Annotated in this window: 26 protein-coding genes; 9 read left to right on the plus strand and 17 right to left on the minus strand. The window is 50.8% G+C overall.

Annotated features, from left to right (window positions below; translation table 11 throughout):
• Window positions 1-11: 11 nt before the first annotated feature.
• Window positions 12-893 (minus strand): LysR family transcriptional regulator, encoded by an 882-nt coding sequence (locus ACLIN2_RS18575; protein ID WP_400586500.1) that lies wholly within the window; start codon window positions 891-893, stop codon window positions 12-14.
• Window positions 894-1041: 148 nt separating this feature from the next.
• On the opposite strand from ACLIN2_RS18575, the gene ACLIN2_RS18580 reads away from it, so the two are divergent.
• Both ACLIN2_RS18580 and ACLIN2_RS18585 read left to right on the plus strand, forming a co-directional pair.
• On the plus strand, window positions 1042-1941 hold the full coding sequence (locus ACLIN2_RS18580; protein WP_411501791.1) for a DMT family transporter: 900 nt from the start codon (window positions 1042-1044) through the stop codon (window positions 1939-1941).
• Window positions 1942-2073: 132 nt separating this feature from the next.
• Window positions 2074-4785: a phosphoenolpyruvate synthase gene (locus ACLIN2_RS18585; RefSeq protein ID WP_411501792.1), complete on the plus strand. Its 2712-nt coding sequence runs from the start codon at window positions 2074-2076 to the stop codon at window positions 4783-4785.
• A 127-nt stretch (window positions 4786-4912) separates the two neighbouring features.
• Here the strand turns inward: ACLIN2_RS18585 and ACLIN2_RS18590 are convergent, their stop codons facing one another.
• On the minus strand, window positions 4913-6511 hold the full coding sequence (locus ACLIN2_RS18590; protein ID WP_411501793.1) for an amidohydrolase: 1599 nt from the start codon (window positions 6509-6511) through the stop codon (window positions 4913-4915).
• A 214-nt stretch (window positions 6512-6725) separates the two neighbouring features.
• Between ACLIN2_RS18590 and ACLIN2_RS18595 the strand changes: the two genes are divergently transcribed.
• Window positions 6726-8033, plus strand: coding sequence for an MFS transporter (locus ACLIN2_RS18595; RefSeq protein ID WP_411501794.1), 1308 nt, complete (start codon window positions 6726-6728; stop codon window positions 8031-8033).
• Between the two features lie 192 nt (window positions 8034-8225).
• On the opposite strand, the gene ACLIN2_RS18600 is transcribed toward ACLIN2_RS18595, so the two are convergent.
• From ACLIN2_RS18600 to ACLIN2_RS18610, 3 genes are all read right to left on the minus strand, one after another.
• Entirely contained in the window at window positions 8226-8876 is a 651-nt protein-coding gene (locus ACLIN2_RS18600) for a hypothetical protein (protein WP_411501795.1), read from the minus strand.
• Window positions 8863-9384, minus strand: coding sequence for an NUDIX hydrolase (locus ACLIN2_RS18605; RefSeq protein ID WP_411501796.1), 522 nt, complete (start codon window positions 9382-9384; stop codon window positions 8863-8865). The genes ACLIN2_RS18600 and ACLIN2_RS18605 overlap by 14 nt, the downstream gene beginning before the upstream one ends.
• Before the next feature lie 119 nt (window positions 9385-9503).
• A complete protein-coding gene (locus ACLIN2_RS18610) occupies window positions 9504-10613 on the minus strand; it encodes a M48 family metallopeptidase (protein WP_411501797.1) in 1110 nt (369 codons plus the stop codon).
• Window positions 10614-10950: 337 nt separating this feature from the next.
• Here ACLIN2_RS18610 and ACLIN2_RS18615 point away from each other — a divergent pair, with 337 nt between their 5' ends.
• Complete coding sequence (locus ACLIN2_RS18615; protein WP_411501798.1) at window positions 10951-11376, plus strand: NucA/NucB deoxyribonuclease domain-containing protein; 426 nt, start codon at window positions 10951-10953, stop codon at window positions 11374-11376.
• Between the two features lie 93 nt (window positions 11377-11469).
• On the opposite strand, the gene ACLIN2_RS18620 is transcribed toward ACLIN2_RS18615, so the two are convergent.
• A complete protein-coding gene (locus ACLIN2_RS18620) occupies window positions 11470-12081 on the minus strand; it encodes a TetR/AcrR family transcriptional regulator (RefSeq protein WP_170184278.1) in 612 nt (203 codons plus the stop codon).
• A 460-nt stretch (window positions 12082-12541) separates the two neighbouring features.
• On the opposite strand from ACLIN2_RS18620, the gene ACLIN2_RS18625 reads away from it, so the two are divergent.
• The 4 genes from ACLIN2_RS18625 (at window position 12542) to lgt (ending at window position 16081) form a co-directional block, all read left to right on the plus strand.
• Window positions 12542-13261, plus strand: coding sequence for a 3-ketoacyl-ACP reductase (locus ACLIN2_RS18625; RefSeq protein ID WP_411501799.1), 720 nt, complete (start codon window positions 12542-12544; stop codon window positions 13259-13261).
• Between the two features lie 145 nt (window positions 13262-13406).
• A complete protein-coding gene (locus ACLIN2_RS18630; RefSeq protein ID WP_328211191.1) occupies window positions 13407-13850 on the plus strand; it encodes a MarR family winged helix-turn-helix transcriptional regulator in 444 nt (147 codons plus the stop codon).
• A 6-nt stretch (window positions 13851-13856) separates the two neighbouring features.
• Window positions 13857-15260 carry an MDR family MFS transporter gene (locus ACLIN2_RS18635; protein ID WP_411501800.1) on the plus strand — a complete coding sequence of 468 codons (1404 nt, stop codon included), beginning with the start codon at window positions 13857-13859 and terminating at the stop codon, window positions 15258-15260.
• A gap of 29 nt (window positions 15261-15289) precedes the next feature.
• Complete coding sequence (gene lgt, locus ACLIN2_RS18640) at window positions 15290-16081, plus strand: prolipoprotein diacylglyceryl transferase (RefSeq protein WP_411501801.1); 792 nt, start codon at window positions 15290-15292, stop codon at window positions 16079-16081.
• 36 nt (window positions 16082-16117) lie between these two features.
• On the opposite strand, the gene ACLIN2_RS18645 is transcribed toward lgt, so the two are convergent.
• The 10 genes from ACLIN2_RS18645 to ACLIN2_RS18690 form a co-directional block, all read right to left on the minus strand.
• Complete coding sequence (locus ACLIN2_RS18645; protein ID WP_411501802.1) at window positions 16118-16615, minus strand: GNAT family N-acetyltransferase; 498 nt, start codon at window positions 16613-16615, stop codon at window positions 16118-16120.
• Between the two features lie 111 nt (window positions 16616-16726).
• Window positions 16727-17692 (minus strand): NAD-dependent epimerase/dehydratase family protein, encoded by a 966-nt coding sequence (locus ACLIN2_RS18650; RefSeq protein WP_411501803.1) that lies wholly within the window; start codon window positions 17690-17692, stop codon window positions 16727-16729.
• Between the two features lie 110 nt (window positions 17693-17802).
• Entirely contained in the window at window positions 17803-18324 is a 522-nt protein-coding gene (locus ACLIN2_RS18655; RefSeq protein ID WP_400586536.1) for a TetR/AcrR family transcriptional regulator, read from the minus strand.
• Window positions 18325-18475: 151 nt separating this feature from the next.
• Entirely contained in the window at window positions 18476-18814 is a 339-nt protein-coding gene (locus ACLIN2_RS18660; protein WP_411501804.1) for a hypothetical protein, read from the minus strand.
• The gene (locus tag ACLIN2_RS18665; RefSeq protein WP_411501805.1) at window positions 18811-19401 is read right to left on the minus strand and encodes a manganese catalase family protein; all 591 of its coding nucleotides are present in this window, start codon (window positions 19399-19401) and stop codon (window positions 18811-18813) included. The genes ACLIN2_RS18660 and ACLIN2_RS18665 overlap by 4 nt, the downstream gene beginning before the upstream one ends.
• 18 nt (window positions 19402-19419) lie before the next feature.
• Entirely contained in the window at window positions 19420-19671 is a 252-nt protein-coding gene (locus ACLIN2_RS18670; protein ID WP_092267892.1) for a spore coat protein CotJB, read from the minus strand.
• 195 nt (window positions 19672-19866) lie between these two features.
• Entirely contained in the window at window positions 19867-20151 is a 285-nt protein-coding gene (locus ACLIN2_RS18675) for a hypothetical protein (RefSeq protein ID WP_092267891.1), read from the minus strand.
• Window positions 20152-20400: 249 nt separating this feature from the next.
• Complete coding sequence (locus ACLIN2_RS18680; protein WP_092267890.1) at window positions 20401-20751, minus strand: YolD-like family protein; 351 nt, start codon at window positions 20749-20751, stop codon at window positions 20401-20403.
• The gene (locus ACLIN2_RS18685; protein ID WP_411501806.1) at window positions 20748-21140 is read right to left on the minus strand and encodes a hypothetical protein; all 393 of its coding nucleotides are present in this window, start codon (window positions 21138-21140) and stop codon (window positions 20748-20750) included. Before ACLIN2_RS18685 ends, ACLIN2_RS18680 begins: the two co-directional genes overlap by 4 nt.
• Complete coding sequence (locus ACLIN2_RS18690) at window positions 21137-22378, minus strand: DNA polymerase IV (protein ID WP_092267889.1); 1242 nt, start codon at window positions 22376-22378, stop codon at window positions 21137-21139. The genes ACLIN2_RS18685 and ACLIN2_RS18690 overlap by 4 nt, the downstream gene beginning before the upstream one ends.
• A 203-nt stretch (window positions 22379-22581) precedes the next feature.
• Between ACLIN2_RS18690 and ACLIN2_RS18695 the strand changes: the two genes are divergently transcribed.
• The gene (locus tag ACLIN2_RS18695) at window positions 22582-22941 is read left to right on the plus strand and encodes a VOC family protein (protein WP_092267888.1); all 360 of its coding nucleotides are present in this window, start codon (window positions 22582-22584) and stop codon (window positions 22939-22941) included.
• A gap of 171 nt (window positions 22942-23112) precedes the next feature.
• Here the strand turns inward: ACLIN2_RS18695 and ACLIN2_RS18700 are convergent, their stop codons facing one another.
• Window positions 23113-24669 carry a hypothetical protein gene (locus ACLIN2_RS18700; RefSeq protein ID WP_411501807.1) on the minus strand — a complete coding sequence of 519 codons (1557 nt, stop codon included), beginning with the start codon at window positions 24667-24669 and terminating at the stop codon, window positions 23113-23115.
• Window positions 24670-24769 lie beyond the last annotated feature (100 nt).

Here is a 24769-nt window from a genome sequence, read left to right on the forward strand (position 1 = left end):
CTTGGTTTCATTCATACTGCCACATGCTCCTTTATCCACTCCGTTACGGCTGTCAAGAACCGTCGTGACGCCGGTGACATCTGTTCCAAGGAAAGAACTGCCATTCCAAGCGTCCGAAAGTGCTCCCCTTGTAGCGGAATCGCCCGAATACTGGAGGGCAGCCGAAATAGAATCATCTCCGGGAGAATACTGATGCCGAGGCCGTTTTGCACCATCGCGATAATGGCGTGGTCGTCGCCTAGCTCGTACTTTACTTGCGGCGTAAACGCATACTGTTTGAAAATACGCTGGATATCGTTGTCACAGCCTGGTTTCGGCATGATGAAGATTTCCTGCTGCAAATCGTTTAGGGAGAGAGTCTCTTGCCTGGCCAGCGGGTGGTCCTCGTGCAGGAGAACATACATGCGATCCCGATGTAGGGGGATCGTTTCTAGTCCTTCTAAAGTAGGAACCGAAACGAATCCAAAATCGATAGCCCCTGTCAGAGCCCAATGTTCGATGTCATCGTAGTAGCCTTCATGAAGCTTGATTTCAATCTCCGGGTATTGATCCTGAAACTGCTTGAGGATTCCCGGCAGCCACTGCGTGGAGACACTGGTAAAGGTGCCTATGCGCACGGTTCCCACTTCGATGCCATTGATCGCAGAAACCTCCTGCATCATCTGATCGTTCCACTTCAGGATTTCTCTCATGTATTTGAGCAGCCGCTCCCCGTTGCTCGTCAAGCTGACTCCTGTTCTTCCTCGCGTCAAAATAGAAAAACCGTACTCCCTTTCCAGACTGGCGATTGCGTGGCTGATCGCAGACTGTGTCAGCCCTAGTACTTCCCCTGCTTTCGTCAGACTTCCGGACTCCATCACGGTGACAACGACTTCAAACTTGCTGAGGCTCATTCTCGTGGCCCCCTTTCTATCAATTCTTCTCATGCAAACGATGATAAACATTCATTTTATTTATTTATACGATACAAGTATACTTGAATCCATACCATATCCGGTTCAGATACAATCGCTGTCCGGGGTTCTAGGGGGACGTTTCACCATGAAGCCTCAAGTAAAGGCTGATCTCGCCATGCTGCTCGTTACTCTTTTTTGGGGTTCCTCTTACTTGTTTATGCAAATGGGCCTGACCGACCTGCAGACATTTAACCTGATTAGCCTGCGGTTTGGGATCGCCTTTGTGATCGCCGCACTGTTTTTTCATAAACGGCTGCTAAAAACGACGCGAAAAACCATTTTCCACGCCTTCATTATGGGTGCGATCCTGTTCGGTGTCTTTGCAACCGTAACCGAGGGAGTGAAAACGACGACGGCTTCGCAAGCAGGCTTCCTGGTCAGTCTCACGGTCATTCTCGTTCCGTTGCTCTCCATCTTGCTGAAGAACAGGCCAGAGACCCGTGTATTTTTCGGTGCGGGTATTGCGTTGATCGGGATCGGCCTTTTGACACTAACCAAGGAGCTGCACATTACCCAAGGAGATGCCTTGTGCATGGCGACCGCCGTTTTCTACGCGACACATATCATCCTCACAGGCAGATTGGCTCCTCAAACGGATGCGATCCTGCTTGGCATTTATCAGCTAGGGTTTGCCGGACTTTTTGGATTTCTCCTGTCTTACCTCGTGGAAACACCGAAGCTTCCCTCTACCCCGAAGGCTTGGCTCGCCGTTCTAGCCCTCAGCATCCTGTGCAGTGCCATCGGATTCGTCGTGCAGACCGTCGCGCAAAAATACACGTCCCCGACGCATACCGGACTGATTTTTTCGTTAGAACCCGTCTTCGCGGCTCTCTTCGCCTTCCTGATATCGGGTGAAACGCTCACGGTCAGAGGCTATATCGGCGCAGCCCTTGTTCTTATAAGCGTGCTCATTGCGGAAATCGACTTCAAGCGATGGCTGACTGGAAAAAGAAGCTCGCTGTCCAAGCAAGACCTCCCACTGTAACGGGAGGTCTTTCCTTTTTCCTTTTTCCTGTTTCCTACTTGATCCTCTCTTCTCCCTCATAAACTCACAAGCTCAGGGCATACTTTTTATGGTTTCTACGCTCATTTCTAGCGCATGACGGAGGTAATTCCTTTGAGCCCATACGTCCTTCCCTTTGAAGCTATCGATAAAGACTCTCTCTCGCTTGTCGGTGGAAAAGGCGCCAACCTTGGTGAACTGACGAAAGCGGGCCTTCCTGTGCCCGGGGGCTTTTGTATTACGACAGCAGCTTTTCAAACGCTGATGGAAACAAGCAATGACCTGCAATCGTACCTAGCTTCTCTCGATGAGCTGGAGCCTGCTGATCTGGAGGGGGTCCGTAAAATTGGAAAAGAGCTTCGTCTACATATCGAATCCCTCGTCATCCCTGAAGAAATTTTGTCTGCTGTTTTGGCGCATTGGACTAGCCTAGGAACCATGCATGCCTACGCCGTACGTTCCAGCGCGACCGCAGAAGACCTGCCTACCGCCTCCTTCGCGGGACAGCAGGAAACCTATCTCAATGTAAAAGGTGAGCTCCAGCTTATCTCGGCCATTCGCGGCTGCTGGGCTTCTCTTTTTTCGGATCGCGCCATTGTTTATCGGATGAACAATGGGTTTGATCATCGCGAGGTTCTCTTGTCGATCATCGTGCAGCAGATGGTTTTCCCTGATGTGTCCGGCATTATGTTTACCGCCGATCCAGTCAGTGGGCATCGCGGTGTGATCACCATCGAGGCAAGCCTTGGCTTGGGAGAAGCTCTCGTCTCCGGCCTGGTATCTCCAGACCGTTATCAGCTGAAAGATAACGAGATCATCGATAGACACATTGCCGCGAAAAAAGTGGCGATTTACGGATTGGCTCAAGGCGGAACGGTCAAGTCCGACATCCCTTTTTCCGAGCAAATGAAGCAAGCTTTGCCTGATGATCGCATAGGGGAGCTGGCGGATCTGGGCAGAAAAATTGAGAGCCACTACGGAACCGAACAAGACATCGAGTGGGCATTTGCTGAAGGAAAGCTCTATATTCTCCAAGCTCGTCCGATTACCTCCCTCTTTCCCATCCCCGATACGTCAGATAATCAGTTTCACGTCTTTCTGTCGTTTGGCCACCAGCAAATGATGACAGAAGCGATGTCTCCCATGGCGATCTCTCTATGGAAACAGCTCATGCCTGCTGGCGCTGGCATTGGAGGAGTAAAGCGTCGCCGGACGTTTGTGGAGGCAGGGGGCCGGCTCTTTATCGATCCGACAGAGATGCTGCAATACGATTTCGCGCAAAAGTTTTTCCCCAAGATGATGGGATCCATGGATGAACTGATGAGCATGGCGCTTTCAGACGTTTTAAAGCGCGATCATTTTCACAAGACCGTTTCCATGGAGCCGATGAAGCAGCAATTGTTTCAGGCTGCTGGCCCCCTCGTTACGATTCTGTTGAAAGACTTCATGAGAGAAGACAGTGAGCATGTATACAGCCATATTTTGGAGTTCATGCGCAAACGTTTACGCGGGACTCGCGAAAAGCTAGCCTCCGTTCACGGTGCTGAAAAAATCAAGGCGCTTGAAGAGAATGCAAGTCATCTCATGATGGATCTGTTTGCCCATGATATTCATTACTTCGTTACAGGCATGCTGGCGTTTCAGTTGATTCAGCTGTTTTCAGCCTGGTGGCTGGATCCACCGGAGGATTTGCAGCCTCTGCAAAAGTCGTTGCCTCATAACGTTACCGCGGAAATGGGACTGCGCTTAGGGGATTTGGCTGACGCTGCACGACCTTATCCCAAGCTGATTGCGTATTTGCAGCAGCAGGACAAGAAGCAGGATTTTTACCAAGGTCTGGAACAGGTCGAGGGTGGAGACGTCTTTCGCTTGGAGCTTGATAAATTTCTGGACAACTTCGGTGCCCGCTGCCCAGGAGAAATCGATCTGGCAAAACCGCGTTGGCGAGAAGATCCCTCCATGCTGCTGTCTTCCATCTTGGGACATTTGCGGACCGTCGAGCACGGCGAGCACCGTGAACGATTTAAGCAAGGAGCTGCCAAAGCCGAAGAAACCATCAAGCGTATTCTCGAACGTGTCAAGGATACACCTGATGGCGAATTCAAGCACTCCTTTTTCAAGCGGCTGCTTACGCTGTATCGCAACATTGGCGGCTTGCGGGAAAATCACAAGTTTGTCATCGTCCTCCATTTTGATCTCTACAAAAAAGCCATACTGGAAGAAGCAAAAGGCCTCGTGGAGATTGAGACGCTTGCGGATGAAAAGGATGTCTTTTTCTTGAGCCTAGGCGAGCTGAAAGAGGTATTGGACCATACCTTTTCAGGCGATCTGTCTGCTTTGATTCAGTCGCGCAAGCAGGCCTATGAGCATTATCAAAAGCTCACGCCTCCTCGGGTCATGACCAGCGAGGGAGAAATCATCGTCGGCAAGAGGGATCTTTCCTCGTTCCCGGAAGGTGCCCTCGTCGGTACGCCTGTTTCGCCGGGTGTCGTGGAGGGATACGCGAAAATCGTCTTGAAACCGGAAAGCGCTTCTCTACAGCCGGGCGAAATCCTGATCGCTCCCTTCACAGACCCGGGCTGGACGCCATTGTTCCATCAAGCAAAAGGTCTCGTGATGGAGGTTGGCGGAATGATGACACATGGTGCTGTCGTAGCCCGGGAATATGGAATCCCGGCGGTCGCGGGAATCGATGGTGCGACTCGCGAGATCAAGGATGGACAATGGATTCGTTTAGATGGAACGCAGGGCTACGTGCTTGTAACCGAAGAACCGAAACAGCAAGACCAAGGAGAGCAGCAGGAAACCTCCACACCCACCCAATGACAAAAAGGAAAAAGAGCGGGTAACCGATGCCAAAGCGCTTGGCGTTCTGTTACCCGCTTTCTCTTTCATGCTTCCTAGCTAAAATCGGTCATAGGCTTCGGCTGGGCTGCTAACCTCCCATTCCCGTCTATCGAGCATAGCAAACCTGTCCTCCAATAACCGTCATTTCAATTTTGGTCTCCAAGAGCTCATCCGGTTCCATCGAGAACAGATCATGAGAGTATACCGTCATATCTGCAAACTTTCCGCGCGTCAGTGTACCTTTCAGGTGGTCTTCACCCGTGACTGTGGCGCTTCCGAGTGTAAACAGATGGATGGCTTCCTGCATGGTCAGCTTTTCATGCGGGAGATAGCCACTATGAGTATCCCCTGGCGCTTTTCGTGTGACAGCTGCATGAATACCAAGCAGCGGGTCGATTGGTTCTACCGGGGTGTCGGATCCAGCCGCGCAAATGATTCCTTTTTCCATCATCGTTTTCCAGATGTACGAATATTGAATGCGCTCCTCGCCTACCCGATCAATGACCCAAGGGAAGTCACCCGCTAAAAAGCGTGGCTGTATATCGGCAATGCGGTGAGGGAGTGCCAGACGATCCAGCAAATCCGGCCGCAGGATCTGTGTATGGATGAGCCGATCCCGATAGGCGACAGGAGAGAATTGATCCAGACTGTCTAAAACCATTTCCAATGCCTTGTCTCCAATTGTATGGACAGCGATCGGCATTTCGAGCTCACGGGCTTGACGTACCAGCTCTGTCAAAGCCTCCTGCTCATGTACCGGATAGCCGCTAGTCGTTGCATCATCCGCATACGGTGCCGACAAATACGCGGTTCGACGCCCCAGTGCACCATCTGCAAAGATTTTGACAGCGCCAATATTCACATGATGATTCCCGTAGCCTGCCCGCATCTGCGTTTCACGGAGCTCAGGGAGACTCGTGTAATAAACGAGCAGGTTGCAGCGCAGCGCGAGATTTTCCCCATTGATCAGCTCATCGTACAGACGATAGGTCTGGATGAGGCCACCCAAATCCCGACAGTCTTCCGTATGTGCACCTGTCAATCCATGCGCAAGCGCATAACGAACCGAACCACGCAAAGCATTCTTCAAGGCTTCATAGCTCGGTTTTGGGATGTGCGGCGTAATGAGGTTGGACGCTGTTTCGAGCAGCATACCTGTCGGCTTCCCCGTAGCCGGATCATGCACAATCACGCCACCTGCCGGAACAGCCATGTCAGGATGGTAGTTGCTCAGCTCCATCGCTTTGCTGTTCACGAGATTGGCATGCCCGCAAATGCGCGACAAAAGAAGCGGACAGTGTGGCGCTACCAGATCCAGCTCGTCGATCGTAGGAATTCCCCCGCCACCGACGAACAGGTTTTCATCCCAGCCAAATCCTTGTATCCATTCATCCGGAGCGGTTTGCTCCGCTTTTTGTTTAATCAGGAAAAGCATCTCGTCCTTGGACGTCGCTTTGCTCAGATCGAGCTGTTGAAAGGTCAACCCTAGCCAGCCGAGATGAAGATGGCTATCGATCAGCCCCGGTGTTGCGGTTTTGCCCTGAAGATCGACAATATGTACATCGCTTCGACCCCATTGGAGTGTCATATCCGCATGTGTGCCCAGATCATGCACAATCCCATCTTTGACAACAATCGCTTCTACGAACAGGTGCTTCGGGTCCCCCGTATAAATGCGTCCATTGGTAAAAATTGTGGTGGCCATGTCATTGCTCCTTTGTTTTAGCTTTTCACCTTCTCCTTATTTGGGTAACGGGTTGCCCTTTTCCTTCCTGTTGTCAAAGATTTTTGTTTTTTCTATTTAATGAAAACAACGCCAAGGACATGGAAAATGCCGGTTTACCGTCTATTCCCTGTCTCAATCGGGCAGGTTATGAACGAAGACCATTCCACTTACATCCGATGGGAGGGGCAGACAAATGCACCAAAAGACGAAATCCGGCTTCCCCGCCACCCTTCAAAAGCTGTGGCATTCGAATCAGGAGGAATCTTCTGCGCATGGGAACGGACAGCTCGACAACCAATCCAAGCTCCTGCTATTCGTCAACGTTCTCTTCATCACCGCAGGCGCTTTATCCGGGACGTTCGTCAACGTCTACTTATGGAAAGTGAAAAGCCAGTTCGCCCCCATCGCGTGGTTTACGTTTTGCACGCACCTAGCTGGAGCCCTTACCTTTTGGCTGGCTGGCGCTTGGGTGAAGCGTTTTAACAAAATGAATGCACTCCGGCTGGGGATGGCGATGTCCGCCCTCTTCTATCTGCTGGTGCTCGTCCTGGGAACGAACGTCGTATCGTATGCGGCCGCCCTGGGACTCGTCCAAGGCATGGCGGTCGGCTTTTTCTGGCTCGCTTTCAATGTCGTGTATTTTGAGATTACAGGACCAGACAATCGGGACCTTTTCAACGGCTGGGCTGGACTGCTCGCTTCTGGCGGCGGCATGATTGCTCCCTGGATCTCCGGCTATCTGATCTCGCGCATGACAAGCACCAAAGGATATGCGCTGATCTTTACCCTCTCGTTGATCCTGTTCGTCGTGGGCGTTATCATCAGCTTTTTCCTGAAAAAGCGGCAGTCCGAGGGAGATTACTCCTGGAGCTTTGCTTTTCACAGTCTGCGACAGGATGCCAACTGGCGCTGGGCTTTTGGCGCTTTGGCCGGTCAAGGACTGCGAGAAGGCGTTTTTGGCTTTATCATCGGTCTCATGGTCTACATCGCAACCAAGAGTGAAATGACGTTGGGCAATTACTGGCTGATTACCTCGGCAGTTGGTCTGGTCAGCTACTATGCGGTGGGCAAATGGTTCAAGCCGCAAAACCGCCAGTGGGTCATGCTTTGCGGAGCACTCGTGATGAGCGGCATCGTCACCCTGTTTTTCTGGCAGGTCAGCTATGTTACGCTGCTCATTTTTGGAGTGGCAGTGGGCCTGGCCTATCCACTTTTTTCGGTTCCGATGATCTCCACGGTTTTTGATCTGATCGGCTCCAATGAAGAGAGCGCAAAGAACCGCGTCGAGTTTGTCGTGCTGAGGGAATTTGGATTGGATGCAGGACGTATGGTGGGGATTCTCGTCTTTCTCATGGTGACGTCCTTTAGCACCTCGCCCATTGCGTTAAACTGGTTGGTTTTCTTGATTGGCTTGGGTCCTTTGATTGCTTGGTATTGTATGAGGAAAGTATTTGCGCGGGTAAGCGTGGATGCGGGTGGCGGGAAAAGGGATGGGAAGTAGCGCAAACTAGCGGGACTGTATTCGAGAGTTGAGTACTATCGACCTGTCCCGCTTTTTCCACTCCTCCTCGTCTACACTCCATAAACGTAGTTTTTCGTTCCTTTCTTGTTGCGTATAGTCAACACGTTCATTAAAAAGACTTCTGTTTCGTCGCAATTCTTTACAAGCGCAAGCCATCTCATTCTTTTCGGCTTAATAAAAATCAGATGCTTTATTCCTTCGCAGCCAGCTTACCATGAACTCGAGCAATTCAATGGAATAGGTATGGTCTTTTGCTGTAGAAGGCATTGTCTCTAAAATTCTCTTCACATTATCTTCAATCGTCACGGCTTCAATAAAACAAACCAAATTTGGGTTAAACGAGTGCATTTCCTGGAAGTAGCGTTTCTGAGGCTCAATGAACCTTAGATTCATTTCAAACCCCCTTCTCCTTCTAGATCGATCTCCTTCCTTTCTGCTTCTCAACTCTTTTTCACTCGTACTAAGGAGATAATACTTATCTGGAAAACCGATTTTCTTTGCGAGCAAATGTTTGCGGTAGAACTCCTCAACAAAGTCGAGTGACTGCCCTCCGAACAAAGTAAAGTCAAATGCCCAATTGTACCATAATGGCTGAAATAGATCGATATCGATTACAACAAAAGGATGATTCTGACTTTTCTCCTCTGCGATCTGCCACCGATCAACTTGACGTTCAAAAAACCATTCTGGATATACGGAGTCTGGAGGCTCCCACCAAGCATTCACTTCAGGAATATGATAGCCATCGAACTTCGCCGCCAACTCACATGATGTTGTTGTCTTACCGGCTGCACTTGCACCTTCTATGCTAATGACCGCCATTTGCGCCCTCCACGATGTCCTTTGTACTCAAATGTTTGATCGTATGGACACATTCTGAAGCTCCTTGACCCGTCAACAGCTCAAAAAGCCCATCTGGAACCAGCATTCGCGCGGGATTATCCCGAAAAGCAGTCACGGGCATCCAAACGGCTATAAAATTCTTTTCTCCTTCGTATCCTTCGATGTACTCCCGATTGTAGAGATCGCTTGCGCACAGCTTTGCTTCATAGATAAAATCGAATTCGTGCCCACCATCGCCGTAATAGTCGTAAATGTTCTCGATGATTCCCAATAGCTTTACATCTGTTAGATCCTGATTGATTTCTTCCTTTACTTCGCGAATCAATGCTGACTTGCTGTCTTCCCCGTATTCGATAGTACCCCCTACTGGGCGAAAGGTAATGACACCCTCCTCTTCCGGAAATTGTTCCAGCAAAATAGAATCCTCTTTCCAAATGATACAGAGGGAAGACGCTCTGTATTTTTGCGTTTGAGAGATACGAATCACTCCCTTACATTTGTTAGGAGTCTGATTTTATTACAAAATTTTGGAAATGCAAAGCTCATGGGTAGTCAAATTTTGAAAAGGGCATGATTGCGAAAAAAACTTTCAGCCCCCCTGAGTAATTAGGATATCTTTGCTCGATATTCGTCTAGAATACGATGCTCCATTTTTTCTTGTACCTGTTCAAGGATTTCCTGATGAACTCTGTTATACTCCTCCTCTGAAATCTGGAAAGCTGGGGCAACTTCTTTCCCCTGCACCATCGCGATTCGCAGATGAGTGGCTGGGTGTGTCGTGTCCATGCTACCTTGGCTTCTCTCCAGCACTTTCTGAACGCCGGCTTTCTCTTTCATAGGAAGCTTGGCAAAGATCTCCCGAAGCTGCTCCCCTAGTGTCATGCTTTGCTTCTGTATGGCGTGTCTTCCAATTAACGAATCAACCACATCCCCCATATGTGCGATCTGCAGCATGGAAGTGAGATTTTGGGTACCTGCAAGCTTAACGGCCATACGATCTGCCTCATATTCAGCCCGTTGACTCTGATTCCAAAAAAGCTGAGTGAGAATAAATAATAAACGGTAGGGAATCCAAAAGAGAATACGCATAATCCCTCTGCTAATCGTCGCGACGAATGAAAAATAATATTCATCATCATCTCGTATTGGATCTAACAAATCACACCAATTGAGAAGGATCCGATGTGCATGCGCAACCAGAAGACTCCGTCGCACATCGTTATTGCAGCAATGAGCAAGCTCATGAGCGATCAAAGCTGTCAATTCACCGGGTGCATAGGCAAATAACAGGGGATATCCAATCACAACGATTCGTCTTCGATTCCACCCGTATTCGGTTGTATACGCTTCATAGTGAGGAGAAAGAGCAAACTGAATATCTTTTTCAATTCCCATTTTTTCTTTGATCGTTTCCAACATCTTCATTGTATTGGGATGCTGGGCAGAATTCAAAGTCATTACCTTTTTCGGCAACCTATTTGGCCGAGGGCGCGACAGCCAGGCTACTAGGAGAATAAGCACACAACCAATAAGAATGAAGGGGCTCTGATACCAAGAAATAAGTCCATATACGGAAAAAAGAAAACCTGCTATTGAACTGCCAATGATCACAAGTGAATAGACGGATGCGGCTTTTTCGCTTAACCCCTTTTTGGTTAAATTTTCAGGATGCTCCTGAAGCTCTTTGAACAGAGCCTGGCCATACGAAAAACGCATGTGCCTCTCCATCCGTTTCCATACCGTTTATGATCGTTCGTTCTTTGGCATAGGGAGATTCCAGTCACAGTTTTCACACCATAACGGGTACCCCTCGTTTAATACAATTTCCGTTCCACAAGAAGGACATGGCTTCACAAATTTCCCCTCCTACACACCCTTAGAAAGATAGGGTGCTGTCTGAAAGTATTTTAACACGATGCTTTTGTTTGTAAGAGGATAATTTGGAATTTATTAGACTTCCAAATAAGAATTTTGACAGGTGCACCTCCCCCACCTATTGGTATAATTATCTAGGAGATAAACACCACAGAGAAAATACCAAGGAGAAACCGTCATGCAGAAAAAAATGATCCTGTTCCTTCTCGCTGTCTTGTTTGCGATCGGCTCCTATTTCTTCGAGCAGAAGAGCCCGCAGACGCAGACGAGCAACACAGAAGCGGACTACGTGCTGGTATTCCCGAGCAGCAAATACCCGCAGACGGCCGAGCATATCCGTTCTGCCATCGCGAAAGGACATTCCGCCGTGTGTACCATCGACCGAAAAGGGGCAGATGAAAACAGGGAGCAATCCCTCAAAGGCGTTCCCACAAAGCCTCGTTACGACCGAGATGAATGGCCAATGGCGATGTGCCAGGAAGGTGGCAGTGGTGCAGATATTGCCTACATCTCTCCATCCGACAATCGCGGGGCTGGCTCCTGGATTGCCAATCAGGTAGAGGACTACCCCGATGGGACTCGCGTAAAAATTGTCATCAAATAAAAACCAAACCCGCCTCGGATTGATCCTTGGCGGGTTTGTCAAAAGCAATAACAACATGTCTGTTCCTCACGTCGATCCACAGTGAGTTTCATTTTAGGTTCCGGCATCCTCGATCCCCCGGAATATGACCTCTACTCCCTCTAAAATCATCGACTCCAGCGATTGTCCTTGTTCGTCGCGTGACCAAGCAATGTACGACTCCAGGTAGTACGACCAAAGCATCCGTGCAACAACACGGGTGGATACGTCCGGCCGCAGCTCACCGCCTCGTTTTCCTCGCTCCAGCGTCTGGTGAAAGAGCTCAATCATTGGCGATTCATCCTTGAGCATTTCCCCTGAGCACAGATATTCATTCAACGCGATGATCGCCAAAGCCCGATCCGTCTCAATCGATTGGCAGAGGACGGTCATCAAATACCGGACCTGGTCGCGGATCGCCAATTGTCCTACCTGCTCATCTACCGCTGCCAACTCGATTTTGTCTCTGCGCTGCTTGATCATTTCCTCGATCAGCTCGTACTTCTTGGGAAAATGTTTAAAAAAAGTCGCTTTAGCGACATCTGCTTTTGCAGCAATTTCTTCGACAGTTGTCGCCTGGTACCCTTTTTCTCGAAACAGATGGATGGCTGAGTCGAAAATGCTCTTTCGCGTCGCCAGTCTCTTCCGCTCTTGTCTCCCCACTACTTCCACTGATCGATCACTCACTTTCCACCTCAATCCAGTTCGAACTGAAGTCTATTTTTGCCCTAAAGTCTCTCGATAGATTCTTCAGTCTTTTAGTATACGGGAAGTAATCCCGTTGCGCTACTAAAAAGGAAATATTCCGCCGATTCCAAGTGTCGTGCCCAGCGTGCTTTTCGCGCACAAAAAAGCCCTCCTCCTTGGAGAAGAGCTTGTTCTGACGCCTTTTTTAATGACCCAAGTAAGCTTTTTTAATTCGGTCCTGAGACCGTAAATTTTCTGCTGTATCGTGGAAGCTGATCTCTCCATTTTCCAGGACATACCCCCGGTCTGCTGACTTCAGAAACTTAATTGCCATTTATTTAGCTGCTATTCCGTAGCATTACCCTTCCCATTTGAATGGCGTTCTTTCCAACTGGTTACCTTATCTACGTAACGAACCAAAAGAAACCAGAAAACCCCCATCAGGAACGGAGGAACATCGATGGATCTGAAAGGAAAAAATGCACTGATTACGGGTGCAGGCAAAGGAATTGGACGAGCCATTGCTCTCGGACTCGCAAAGGCAGGCGTTCGCGTGGGTCTCGTCTCCCGCTCTTCTGGTGATCTGGAGCAGCTTGCCTCGACGATCTCCTCTCAATACGATACGCGGGCCATTTACGCGACAGCGGACGTATCGAAGCGAAACGAAGCTGAGGCCGCGTACAATCAGATCAAGCACGATCTGGGACCGCTGGATATTTTGATTAACAACGCTGGAATTGCAAGCTTCGGCACCGTGACGGAAATGCCGCCAGACGAGTGGGAGCGCATGATTCAGGTCAATCTGTTCGGGACCTACCACATGACCTACTACGCCCTGCCTGACATGATTCAGCAAAATCACGGCTCCATCATCAACATCGCTTCTACCGCAGGCGAACGCGGTTTTGCTACCGGCTCTGCTTATTGTGCATCCAAATTTGCGGTACTTGGCTTTACCGAGTCCGTCCTGCAAGAGGTTCGGAAGCACAACATTCGGGTGACCGCCCTGACTCCCAGTACCGTGAACACCGAGCTTGCTGTCAATGCCGGCTTGAAGATCGGCGAGGAGCATCGCATGCTGCAGCCAGAGGATGTGGCCGAGCTTGCACTCGCTGCGCTGCAATTGCCAGATCGTGTGTTTGTCAAAACCGCTGGCATCTGGACAACGAATCCACAATGACTTTTTTGGCGCGCTCTCCGATTTTTCGGCAGCGCGTCGTCTTGTTTTTTACGTACACTTTCCAAAGCTGTATCGATTGACGGAATACAAGGGTTTCTTTAAGATAGTCCATATGTTGACCATTTGAAAAGGAGACGGCTTTTACGTGGATGGAAAAGTAAGCATCATTCTGCATGTCCTGCGTCTGGCTGCCCAAATTAACCGTATGGGACTAAGACTCGTTGAAGGAACCGGGCTTTCGAGCGTGCAGCAATGGCAGCTGCTGGGCATCATCGCTCGAAATGAAGGCATCACCTTGGGCAAGCTAAGCCATGAGATCCTGGTCACCAAACAAAACATGACGGGTCTTATTGAGCGTATGCAAAATGGCGGTTGGGTCTCGACCTGGAGTGACCCTTCTGATAAGCGGATTACCCGCGTGAAGATCACCGAGAAAGGCAGAGAAGTATTCGCCATGATGCAGCCCCGTGCGGATGCAAGCAATACCGAGACGTTTCAGGACTTTCACGAAGAGGAACTGGAGATGATGAACGAGATGCTCGAGCGGCTTTCCCGATCTCTTCGTCTTCAGCTAGATGGAAAGGAGTAACAAAGCATGACTGCCTATCAGCGCAAAATTACGATCGCCCTCATGATCGCTACGTTTCTCTCGGCGATTGAGGTGACCATCGTCAGTACGGCCATGCCTACGATCGTCAATAAATTGGGTGGACTGGAGCTCATCAGCTGGGTATACGCTGTCTACCTGCTGACCTCTGCCGTTACCACTCCCATATTCGGAAAAATCGCCGACTTGTTCGGAAGGAAAAAGGTTTTCCTCTTCGGATGCTCCCTCTTTTTGATCGGGTCGATGCTTTGCGGTCTCTCCCAGAGCATGGAGCAGCTCATCCTGTTCCGCGCGATTCAAGGAATTGGGGCTGGCGCCGTCGTTCCTATCACCTTTACGATCATCGGCGATATTTTTACATTCGAGGAACGTGCGCGGGTCCAAGGACTTTTTGCCTCCATTTGGGGAGTTGCAGGAATCTTCGGTCCGCTCGTCGGTGGATTCTTTGTTGACTATGTCAGCTGGCACTGGATCTTTTACATCAATATCCCCTTTGGTCTTCTCTCAATTTGGCTGATCTCGAAAAACCTGCATGAGAAGCTGGAAAAACGCGCCCGCAAAATCGATTACGGCGGCGCTATTACATTTACGATTGGTACGACGGCCTTGCTCTATGCCCTGTTGACCGGCGGCAACGAATACGATTGGAATTCGGCCACGATGTACCTTCTTTTGATCGTGACGGTTGTGTTTCTGGTTTCATTTTTTGCCATTCAAAAGCGCCATCCCGAGCCGATGATTCCGATCAAGCTCTTTCATATTCGGGAAGTGTCCGTGCCCAATCTGATCTCGTTTCTCGCCAGCGCAATCCTCATCGGTGTCACGGCCTACTTGCCTTTGTGGATCCAAGGTGTTCTGAAAGAAGGCGCCATCTTTTCCGGAATGATCCTGATGCCTATGTCGATTGGCTGGCCGATTGGGGCTACGGTTGGCAGTCGTTTACTCGTACGATACGGTGCCAAGCCTATTTCGCTTCTCGGCATCTTCCTGCTTGTCATCGGGACCTTCTGCTTGACGCTGATTACGATGGCAACTCCTCCGTGGATGATTCTCGGAATGGTCTTCATCCTCGGGCTTGGTTTTGGTTTCTCCATCACTATTTTCACCATTGTTGTCCAATCTGCTGTCGACTGGAGCCTGCGCGGAGTGGCTACCTCGTCCAACACGTTTTTGCGGACGTTGGGACAAACCTTGGGCGTAGCCGTGCTGGGAACGTTTTTAAACCATCAGATCGGAAGCCATGCGGACAGCAACGCCCAAGTTCCTCCCGAGGTTCTCGCTGCGGGTATCCACCAGAACTTTAATATCGTTGCCGTCCTGGCAGTCATCTGCCTCGCTATTACTTTCTGGCTTCCCAAAAAGAAGCCGCAGCCTGAACCTGCCGAGTCGTAGTAACTTGCTAGAGAAAGAGGGAATTTGAATTGCATCAATACCTTGCACACATTGGGTCGTTCCCCATTCGATCCTACAGCTTGATTTTTGTCCTGGCGATTGCCTTGGGTGTAGGAGTGACCCTCACTTTGGCAAAGCTCCAAAAGAAAGAGGAGCTTGGCAATCATCTCATGAATCTGCTCGTCCCTATGATGGTTGGCGCGATTATTGGCTCGCGGTTTTGGGCTGTCTTTTTCTTCGACTGGGAATTCTACTCGAAGCATCCCGAAGAAATCATTGCCATCTGGCATGGCGGCCTATCGATCCAAGGCGGCATCGTCGGTGCGATCCTGGTCGGCATCTGGTACGTCCGCAAGCATAAGCTGTCCTTCTGGGAGCTGGCGGATTTATGCACGCCAGGGCTGATCCTGGGCCAAAGCATCGGTCGAGATGCCAACCTGATGAACGGTGATGCCTTCGGCGATCCTACGGGCGGCAATTTTGGCATTCTCTATCCAGAAGGGACAAATGCCCGCGCGACCTTTGGAGATCAACCTTTATGGCCCGCCGAAGTTTGGGAAGGCCAGATGGACATCATCATTTTTGCCCTGCTGCTGATCCTCATGCGCAAGCAGCTCAAGCGCGGCTATCTTTTTCTCGCCTACAACATTTTGTACAACCTCGGGCGCTTTCTTCTAGAGCTCTTGCGCGGTGACTCTCCTCGTTACCTGTTTCATTGGACAGCCGCTCAGTGGACGTCTGTTTCTGTGATTCTTCTTTCCTTGGCGGCTGAAGTCTACTTGCATTTTCGTTCGCCGCAGTTGAAAGATAGTGCTTATTAACTAGAAGAAAAGCCGGCTAGCCTCGTATGAATCAGGCTACCGGCTTTTGATTTTCTCCTCTTCCTTTACAAGCAGATGGAAGATGAGCTCTTCCCCATGCGTCCCCGCGTACCTGTAGCCTTTGTCTTCAAAGCCTGCTTTTTGGTACAAGCTGATCGCAGGTGTGTTGGTGTGGTGGACAGTTAATAGGATTTGCGTTTTTCCAGGGTACTCCTGCTTCGCAATCTCCGGTAGAGCCCGCAATGCCTCGTAAGCATACCCTCTTTTTTGAAAGCGAGCATCGATCGAGAATGACTTGAATACTAGGGAGCCCCTCTCGTCGGTGTAGATATTCGCGGACCGATGTCCGTTCAACACAAAGCATCCGATCAACTGATCACCTGTATAGATCACATAAGGCTTTTGATTCGGATCGGCGCGGAAGGTTTTGATGACCTCGATTGGAGTGGAGGTATAAATCGCCTGTTCTTGTGGTAGCTGATATTGGGAAATGAAAGGATAATCGTCTGTCTCGCGAAACCCTCTGATAATCATTGGCGGGCCTCCTGCTTCTCTCGAATGGTTCTTACTCAGAGCCATGGCTTTTTCAAAACCATACCATACTTTTACTCTGATCACTCCATTATTGATCAATTACTAACAAAACTATATACGGGTCGCTTTTTCCTGCAATGCTCGAATCGTTGCAGCGATTCCTTCCTCAAAGGGGGTTTGTACAAGCGAGCCAATATGGGCTTTTACTTTTTCTCCACATAGTATCAGTGGCTCCTCTGTCAAGTACAGCATCTCGACTACCTCTTTCATCACAGGAACGAAGAGACCGAGTAAAGCAAGACCAGCCCTCCCCAGCGAAATGACTGGCTTCGTCTGCCCACTCGCCTTTCTAGCGATTTCCACAATCCTGTTTCCCGAGATCGTACCAGCACCAGGAATATTCCAGCTCTGCGAAAAGCAGTGATCCACTTTGGCGAGCTTTACGATCATCTGCGCAGCATCTGGCAGGTACACATACTCGCGAGGAACGTGCATGTTACCGATGAAAATAGCCGGTTTGCCTGCTGCGATCGCCTCTAGTGTCGAGCCCAGGTAGGACGCCTCATTTGCCGATGGACCATAGTAGTCAGGCAGGCGGACAATCATCGTATCCACCTCGCTCCACTGCTTGCTAAACAACATCTGCGTGAATGCCAACCGCGTCTTGCCCTTTTTGGTGTGTGGCTCTAGAGGATGCTCCTCGGTTACCAAATCCATCTGTCTTTTGCCGTAGGGATAAATGCCATCGACTGCGACGACTTTCATCCCTTTCTTCTGGGCTGCCGCCATAACGGCTTCGCCCAAGGGAAGGAGCCTAGTAGCCATCTCATGGTACGGGACGTTTGCACAATGGAAGAGCACGTCGGCATTTCCTGAAGCACCCGCAATGTCTTCGGGACGAAAAGCATCCCCTACCGCCAAGGTGAGCTGTGCTGGATTTCCCAGATTCTTTGCAAGCAGCTCCAGCTTCTGCCCGGAACGTCCAAATGCGATCGTCTCGATGCCTTGCCGAATGAGCTCCTCCGTGACGGCTGCTCCTGTACCTCCTGTTGCCCCTACTACCATTGCCCGTTTCATGACCCTCATCTCCATTTCTCTTTGTAATTGATCAATCACTAACTTAATCTGAGCATAATCTACTGTTAGTGATTAGTCAATAACTAATTTGCATGGCTTGTTTCGCCACCTTACACCTCCATGATTTCCGGCATATTCAATGCCATCCCGATATTGCATAGCATTCCTCTCGCCAAAAAGAGCATCGTCCGCTCTTTGGCATCGGTCATCCCCGCTTTTTCAAATGCTTCCAGAACAATACGCCGTACCTCGCGAAATCCGTTGCGCATCGCTTCCTGGATGGCTTCCTCCTGAATGGTTTGTGCCTGCATCTGAAGCAGCGTCTCATTTTTATGCTGCTCTAAAATTTTCTCGTAGGTCCGGATCAAATCGGATTCCAGCTGCTCGGATGAGGAGGCGGCCACAACTTGGCGGAAGGCTTCCGTGATTCTCGTCCACGATACTTCCAGTGCGCTCAGCAGCAGAGCCTCCTTGGTTTTAAAGAAACGAAAAACATACGGCTGAGAAATGCTGGCGCGCTCTGCGACGTGAGCGGTTGTTGCCCGGTAATACCCGTTTTCTGCAAACACTTCGATCGCTGCCGAAATGATCTCCGTTCTGCGGTTGACTGAGGTCGCCTCTTTTTTGGGCATGACGCTCACTCCTTTTCTGTGTGAGTATTGAGTGATTCATCAATTCCTTTTGAGTGTAACGTATGTTCCTCCGTATTGTAAATGTGAAACAGACAAACCCCGTCTCCATTGCTGCTAAGAGACGGGGCTTCCTTACTCCAGCCCGGTTTGTTCACTCTGCGCCCCCTTTAGGAGAGCTTTCCTCTGCCGCACTCGTTTCGAGATCTTCTGTTTCACTGTCTTCCTTTTCGCTGCTTTCTTGCCCGTTCTTCTCTGATGCATGAAGCCACATGAACAGCGTTCCCGTCTGCAGCGCTTCGGATGGCCTGAACTGATTGATATAGGGGTCGGGTGGGAAGGGATGGATCGGGGCAATCGGATGCAGATCTGCTGTGCTTTGGTTGGTTGGGCGCCGCCCTCGTACTTTTGAGTCCTTTTGAAGCTGTTGCGGAGGATAGACCCACGGATAGCCGTACCGTGGGTCATAGTAGGCATGCGGCCATCGGTTCACAAGTCGTCATCCTCTTTCTGTGCTTTGCTCGCACGATTTTCTTCCTCTAGCATAAAAAGCGCCTCACGGAATCGTTGGGAATGCACAATTTCTCTTCCGCGCAAATATTTCAACACCTGGCTCACGTCTGGATCGTCGGTGAGATTGATCAGCCACTGATAGGTCGCCCGCGCCTTCTCCTCAGTTGCGATATTATCCGCAAGGTCAGCGATCGGGTCTCCTTTGGTCTGGATATAAGCGGCTGTCCATGGCACACCATTCGCATCCGCATAGAAAAGGGCCTTGTCGTGATCGGCGTAGTGGGCGCCCAAGCCTGCTTCTCTCATCTGCATCGGAGTCGCGTCCTTCACCAGCTTGTAGACTAGGGTAGCGATCACTTCCATATGCCCGAGCTCTTCCGTTCCAATATCGGTCAACAACGCCTTGATGCGCTTATTCGGCATCGTATAGCGCTGGTTCAAATAACGCAATGCGGAAGACAGCTCTCCGTCAGGCCCGCCGTACTGTGTCAAGAGGAATTTGGCCATCTGCAGATCCGGCTTGCTTACTCGTACTGGAATTTCCAATGTCTTTTCATAGATCCACATACCACTGGTCACCTTTCCTCAATACTCAATTTCCCAAGGCCACGGAGTCTTGTGCCACGTCCAGCGATCCGGCGTCGAGGAATGACCGTACTGCATCACCGGCCCTCGCTCCTTTTCATACGCTTGCTTTTGCTGCACAAGCTGCACGGTCAGTTCTTTGTACTGCTTGACGGCACGCTGATCATCCGGGTTCATATCCAAATACAGCTGCAGCTCCACAAGCGCAAACTGGATTTCCTGCAATTTTCTCAGCGTACTGCCGTATTCCATAGCAGGCTCTCCTCCTGTCGCTCTTCCCTCTTGTTACCACCGTATGCACGTAGGCAGATGACGGTCCCTTCCCGTGAACGGGTGACTTTGACTTCCTATTAGATCCGCCAAGCCTTTTGGCGACTCCTTAACAAAAAAACCTTTCCGTTCGGGATCGTTCCCGACAGGAAAGGCTGCTCTGCTTCTCTTTTTTTGTTATTGCTGGGTCGCTGCTTTTTCTCTGCTCTTGGTAACAATGTGGTGACCAAGCGGCAAACCCCGTTGTTCCAGCTCAGCGGCGGTCACAATATGGAGCGTCTCACTTTTACAAGGCATTGGCATCAAACCGCCTAATGGACTCATCACTCTTCCGATCGTATCTGTCTCGATGAGCACGTACAGGCCTTTTTCCTCCAGCTGTTGAATAAATTCACCCCAACGCTTGGAAGTAATCTGATCCGCATGCTTGGTGAACATGACACCCATTTCCTGTGCTAACATTTCCAGTCCCCTTTGTTCGATCCCTCAGATATCTGATTTACAAGATATCCTTACAATACAGGGAAACCTCCTGTTCTGGCAAAATCCAAAGTGGCCAAAAAATCGCGAAAAACGGTTGTTTTCGACCGCTTTTCGTTTCAGGAATCGCGCCTCGCCACTGCGCACGCCATTAGATCATTCAGACTCGTTTTTTTGCCGCTTGCGTTTTTGCAAATGGCCTAAGTTTGTCAATTTCTTGAATGATTCTGCTCAAAAACTGGCAGCCAGCTCTACCTGGAGCAGCCGGGCAAATGGAATCCAGTGAATGTCGCTTTCTGCCCGCAGCTTGATGCGCCGTTTTTCCTGATCAATGTGTGCGACGTGAGCCGACAACCGGCGAGGCTGCTGCCCGTCATAGTAGGTCACCGTAAGCGGACTTCCCATCTGAAAAGCCTGCCATACCAGCTCGCTCAGCTCCCCCAGCTGTTCCTGATCGAGCTGTGGCGGCACGTAGCGGCGCTCCTCTTCCTTGATTCGCGCATACCACTCCCGATGCTCAGGCAGCACGAACCGGCTGGATGCAAACAGATTCTCTTTTTTGGATACACGTGTCTCCCTCATGGCGTCTTCTCTCCTCGTTGATAGTGGGCAATCCATTGGCCGACGAGCTCCTGACATTCCGCCCGCAGGATTTCGATCGAATAGATCGCTTCTCGCAAATATCCGCGCTGCCGGTAGTGCACCACGTAGACATGCCCCTGTCTTTGGTAGCTGACCACTACACAGCCTTGCTGCCGCAGCTGACGGCGCAGCTGATGATGCTGCCGCTCGGCCCAGCGGGAAATCTCTGGAAACAGCCAGTCATAAACAGCCTGGTAGGACAGCTTCAGCGGCACGACCCGGACCTTCCCCAAATCTACCATGACAACACGAAACAGGATGCCAAACAGAATGTACAAGCGCATCATCTCCTGCTCACCCTCTGGTACTCCCGCCTGCTGCTCGGTCACTTGTAGTGGCCCCCGATCTTGCGGGCACGCTCTTTGGCCTGACCAGCCCCCAAAAGGGACGCCGCCCGCAGGATCGCATCCTGACCATAGCGGGTGCGAATGTCATCCATCGCATGGGCGAGCGAACGGCGCTTGTGATTATCCGTAAACAGATTGAGCTGCAGAACGTTGTCTGGCACCAGCTTGCTCAGCGTCACACCGATGCTGCGCACGGGAGTCTTTTGCCAGTGCCGGTCAAAGAGACAGCATGCCGCCTCATACAGCGTCATCACGTCGTTGGTCTGCTCCTCCAGCTTCATCTGCCTGCCAAACCCGTTCAGCGCATCGAGATCGGCGCCGCGGCAGCCGACAGACAGCACAGACCCCATCAGCTCTTTGCTCCGCGCCCGTCGGCACACCTCCTCGCACAGCTCCAGCAGCACGACCTTGATCTCCGCTCCCGTATGATAGTCCCGTGGCAGCGTCATATGATGGCCGATCCCTTTTTGCGTATCGTACGTATTCAGGGAGACAGGCGAGTCATCCAGACCTCTGGCGGTTCGCCACAGCACCTCGCCATTCACCCCGAAACGACGCATGAGCACGTTCGGAGCCATGTCCGCCAGCTGCCGGATCTGGTAAACCCCCATCCGATGAAAATGCCGCTTCATTCGCGAGCCTACGCCGAACAGCTTTTCAATCGGCAGCTTCCAAAGCGTGTCTGCCAGCTCCTCGCGCTTGAGCCAAAAAACACCCTGCTCCTGCTTCTTGGCGAAGTTGTCACAAGCCATTTTCGCCAGCACTTTATTCTCGCCGATTCCCACACGGCAGTTAATCCCGGTCTCCATCCACACGCGCTGCCGGATTTGCGCAGCCATCTGCAGCACATCGCCAAACAAGTGCACGCTCCCGGTCACATCGAGAAATTGTTCGTCAATGGAATACGGCTCTACCTTATCTGTAAAGGACTCGAAAATCTGGGTAATCTGCATCGAGATGCGGATGTACATTTCCATCCGCGGGCGAACAACGACGAGGTTGCGGCACTTTTGCTGCGCCTGCCACAAAGCTTCTGCCGTGACGACGCCGTACGATTTGGCAATCGGGCATGCTGCCAGAACCACCCCGCTTCGCCGCTCCGGATCTCCCGCGACTACGATCGGCTGGTTTCGCAGCTGCGGATTGGCCGCCTTCTCGATACTGGCATAAAAGCTCTGCATATCGACCAAAAAAACGATGCGTTTGTTCGCATTGGCCATATCGCCATCTCCTTAAACAAGAACAAGTGTTCGTTATCTTCTTGTTCTTAGTATAGCAAACAAACGTTCGCTTTTATACCTTTTCGCCACAAGAAATTTTTTGGTAATTTTTTCTGGGCACAGAGGGGAAAAGTGGCACCTGGGCGAATCCAGTTCCTGTATGCAAATAGCTCAGCGATTCTCTACGAAAGAAGGAGATCTCCATGAAAGCTTCTCCCCTGCTTTCTGAAGTTGGCGCAGTATTTGTTCCGGTACAGCACATAGAGGAAGCCCGCGACTGGTATTGCCGCATCCTCGGAATTGACGCCGATCAGGACATCTTGTTCGGGCATCTGTACTGCATCCCACTGCAAAAGGGCGTCACCCTGATTTTAGACAGCAAGATTTTCCCGAAAAAAACGCCTAGCGATGCTCCTCTGTTTCACTTCAACACTCAGGATATCGAAGCGGCTTACCAACATATGCAGGAGCTTGACGTAGAACTGGTAAGCGGCATCGAAAACGGGCACTGGTTTACCTTTCGCGACCCGGATCGCAACGTACTGATGGTCTGCAAATGCTAAATGGCCCCATCCAGATCTTGCGCATTTGATCGCGGAAAAACAGAAACAGGCCAACCTGCCGGATCCGTCATCCTCGCCGGGTTGGCCCAACCTCATGATTCGATGGAACGCACACGCATCACCATCGCAGAAAAAGCAAAGGCTGCGCAAATGCCTCAAAGCAGCGGACAGCTAATTGGCAAGATCCCGCTCACTATGCACGAGAAGCCACTTCCCGTCCTGACTTGCCCCTATCACACCAAACCCAATAGACAGCCCTTCCAAAATGACGCTCTCCTGCCGCAGGTCCGCATCAAAGATATGCAGCGATTGAGTTGCTGGGCTGTCCGCTTTCCCCTCCTGCCAATTTACATACGCCAAAAGATGCGTACCGGGCACCCAGACCCCCGAACGATCCAATTCCCCTACTTTGTCCTTCCCTTGGTACAGTCCGCCATTAAAGTACATCTGATATTTCCCGTCATCCGACTGATCGTAGCCCGCCCACGAGTCCTCGGCAACAGGAGGATTCCAAGGGATGACCTTCTCGGTTTTCCAGTCATAGCGCTGCCGGATTTCAAGCAGGCTGTCTGCGCTCTTTCGCATGATAAAAGTCGCATACCTTCCATCGTCCATAAACGTGACTGGCAGCGTCAAGCCGTCCGCCTCGCTCGTCGGGATCGTGCCTTTCACAGCACCGGGCAGACGCGTCTGCGCACCCGTTTCTAGGTTGACCAGCAAGAGATCCAGATCCTGTTTTTGCTGCGTGGGGCCTGTCGCCAATAAAACATAGTGACGGTTATGGCTGAAGCTCGCCCCATGCACGAACCCATTTACTTTGATAGGAACCGCCCACTCGTTTTCTGGTACGGACACACCCTCTTGCGGCTGGGCGTAGAAAAATCCGCGCCGATCTGCCACAAAGGTCCCTTCTCCTCGATAGTTCACGGTCAGCTCAAAGGGGTAGCGAGTCAGTGAGTTTTTGTCCAGGTCATAGATCGCATACAAAGGAATATGATGCGCGTCGCACTCGCAGTATTGCTTGTAACGGTACATCAGTACATATCGCCGTTCATTGTCCAAAATGGTCGAAACCATATAAGGAGCAGGAAAGCCAGAGACCTTTTTTAGCTGTGCTCCATCCAGCGAGACCTGCCAAATCTGACTAGGGACGACAGCTACCGCTCGAAAATCGAGATTGTCTGCAATCACTCTTCCTTTTTGCGTTTTGGCACCTGCTGCATTCAGCCAGTACTCAGGGCTGGCTTGATTCAAATTTGGCTGCCGGGCCAAGGTCACCAGCAAACGCAGCTGCCTGTCATGAACCCAGTGAAACGCAAGTGACGGCTCCACATAATGAATCTGGGAGGTGTCTTTGGCGTGCTGCCGAACAACGGCTTCTACACTGGCGCGATCCATCGGTTCACGGAAAAAGAAGCTGTACGACTGCGGTGTATTCCCGACAACCGTACGGATAGGAGAGTGAAGCTGCGGCTCCTCGTCCAGCTGTATGCGCACATCCTCTTTCATCTCATCGTAGACGAAAATGACTTCCTCTGGGTGCCACTCTGCAGGAGCAGCAGGCTGGGAAAGAGGAGGCACGGCATTTGCTGGCGGCGGCACATGAGGGACCGAGGGTGACTCGATTCCTCCGGGTCCTGTGCTCACCGGTCCAGGGCTGCATGCAGCAGCAGACAAAACGACGGCCAAAAACAACCATCCCCAAGGTATGAAGCGAAGCAAACGCATGAAAGAACCGCCTCTCTATGGATTCTTGTCATTTTCCTTAATATGGATATTGACGCTACGAAAGCTGGAATCGTTTCAAACGATTAGGGTAAATTTTGTT

Source organism: Brevibacillus centrosporus, assembly GCF_046622605.1.
Taxonomy (GTDB): domain Bacteria; phylum Bacillota; class Bacilli; order Brevibacillales; family Brevibacillaceae; genus Brevibacillus; species Brevibacillus centrosporus.

Excerpts from the sequence above, each read along its gene's own strand:
- ACLIN2_RS18610 (WP_411501797.1), bottom strand. The coding sequence starts at position 10,613 with ATGCGTTTTTCGTATGGCCAGGCTCTGTTCAAAGAGCTTCAGGAGCAT.
- ACLIN2_RS18580 (WP_411501791.1), top strand. The coding sequence starts at position 1,042 with ATGAAGCCTCAAGTAAAGGCTGATCTCGCCATGCTGCTCGTTACTCTT.
- ACLIN2_RS18625 (WP_411501799.1), top strand. The coding sequence starts at position 12,542 with ATGGATCTGAAAGGAAAAAATGCACTGATTACGGGTGCAGGCAAAGGA.
- ACLIN2_RS18700 (WP_411501807.1), bottom strand. The coding sequence starts at position 24,669 with ATGCGTTTGCTTCGCTTCATACCTTGGGGATGGTTGTTTTTGGCCGTC.
- ACLIN2_RS18650 (WP_411501803.1), bottom strand. The coding sequence starts at position 17,692 with ATGAAACGGGCAATGGTAGTAGGGGCAACAGGAGGTACAGGAGCAGCC.
- ACLIN2_RS18635 (WP_411501800.1), top strand. The coding sequence starts at position 13,857 with ATGACTGCCTATCAGCGCAAAATTACGATCGCCCTCATGATCGCTACG.
- ACLIN2_RS18675 (WP_092267891.1), bottom strand. The coding sequence starts at position 20,151 with ATGTTAGCACAGGAAATGGGTGTCATGTTCACCAAGCATGCGGATCAG.
- ACLIN2_RS18600 (WP_411501795.1), bottom strand. The coding sequence starts at position 8,876 with ATGGCGGTCATTAGCATAGAAGGTGCAAGTGCAGCCGGTAAGACAACA.
- ACLIN2_RS18680 (WP_092267890.1), bottom strand. The coding sequence starts at position 20,751 with ATGAGGGAGACACGTGTATCCAAAAAAGAGAATCTGTTTGCATCCAGC.
- ACLIN2_RS18655 (WP_400586536.1), bottom strand. The coding sequence starts at position 18,324 with ATGCCCAAAAAAGAGGCGACCTCAGTCAACCGCAGAACGGAGATCATT.
- ACLIN2_RS18590 (WP_411501793.1), bottom strand. The coding sequence starts at position 6,511 with ATGGCCACCACAATTTTTACCAATGGACGCATTTATACGGGGGACCCG.
- ACLIN2_RS18695 (WP_092267888.1), top strand. The coding sequence starts at position 22,582 with ATGAAAGCTTCTCCCCTGCTTTCTGAAGTTGGCGCAGTATTTGTTCCG.
- ACLIN2_RS18615 (WP_411501798.1), top strand. The coding sequence starts at position 10,951 with ATGCAGAAAAAAATGATCCTGTTCCTTCTCGCTGTCTTGTTTGCGATC.
- ACLIN2_RS18575 (WP_400586500.1), bottom strand. The coding sequence starts at position 893 with ATGAGCCTCAGCAAGTTTGAAGTCGTTGTCACCGTGATGGAGTCCGGA.
- ACLIN2_RS18645 (WP_411501802.1), bottom strand. The coding sequence starts at position 16,615 with ATGATTATCAGAGGGTTTCGCGAGACAGACGATTATCCTTTCATTTCC.
- ACLIN2_RS18670 (WP_092267892.1), bottom strand. The coding sequence starts at position 19,671 with ATGGAATACGGCAGTACGCTGAGAAAATTGCAGGAAATCCAGTTTGCG.
- ACLIN2_RS18595 (WP_411501794.1), top strand. The coding sequence starts at position 6,726 with ATGCACCAAAAGACGAAATCCGGCTTCCCCGCCACCCTTCAAAAGCTG.
- ACLIN2_RS18690 (WP_092267889.1), bottom strand. The coding sequence starts at position 22,378 with ATGGCCAATGCGAACAAACGCATCGTTTTTTTGGTCGATATGCAGAGC.
- ACLIN2_RS18665 (WP_411501805.1), bottom strand. The coding sequence starts at position 19,401 with ATGTGGATCTATGAAAAGACATTGGAAATTCCAGTACGAGTAAGCAAG.